This window comes from Salegentibacter tibetensis, from assembly GCF_020164485.1.
In the GTDB taxonomy this organism is placed as follows: Bacteria; Bacteroidota; Bacteroidia; order Flavobacteriales; family Flavobacteriaceae; genus Salegentibacter; species Salegentibacter tibetensis.
Genome location: NZ_JAIQZA010000151.1, coordinates 1 through 268 on the forward strand (window position 1 = coordinate 1; position 268 = coordinate 268).

The window sequence follows — 268 nt, forward strand, 5'->3', positions numbered from 1 at the left end:
TGATTTCCCTGAAGCAGTAGCACTTCAGAAAAAATCCTAATCTTCGTAATTTAACTTAAAACAATATCACTATGCATAATCATAAAATTAACTGGAAGAACGCAATACTAGCTGGGGTAATTGGAACGCTGGTTTTTGACTTGGTAGGATTTTTGTTCACTGGACAATGGTGGGATATTCCCACCTTACTAGGAGCTAAAACAGGACTGGGATTGGCTTACGGAGTAATAGGTCACTTTTCCAACGGGATTTTACTTGCCATTCTTTA

General features: G+C 38.1%; 1 pseudogene. It reads left to right on the forward strand.

Going from position 1 to position 268, the window contains the following annotated elements:
* Positions 1-71: 71 nt before the first annotated feature.
* Positions 72-268, forward strand: a pseudogene (locus LB467_RS18880) (hypothetical protein); the annotation flags it as partial.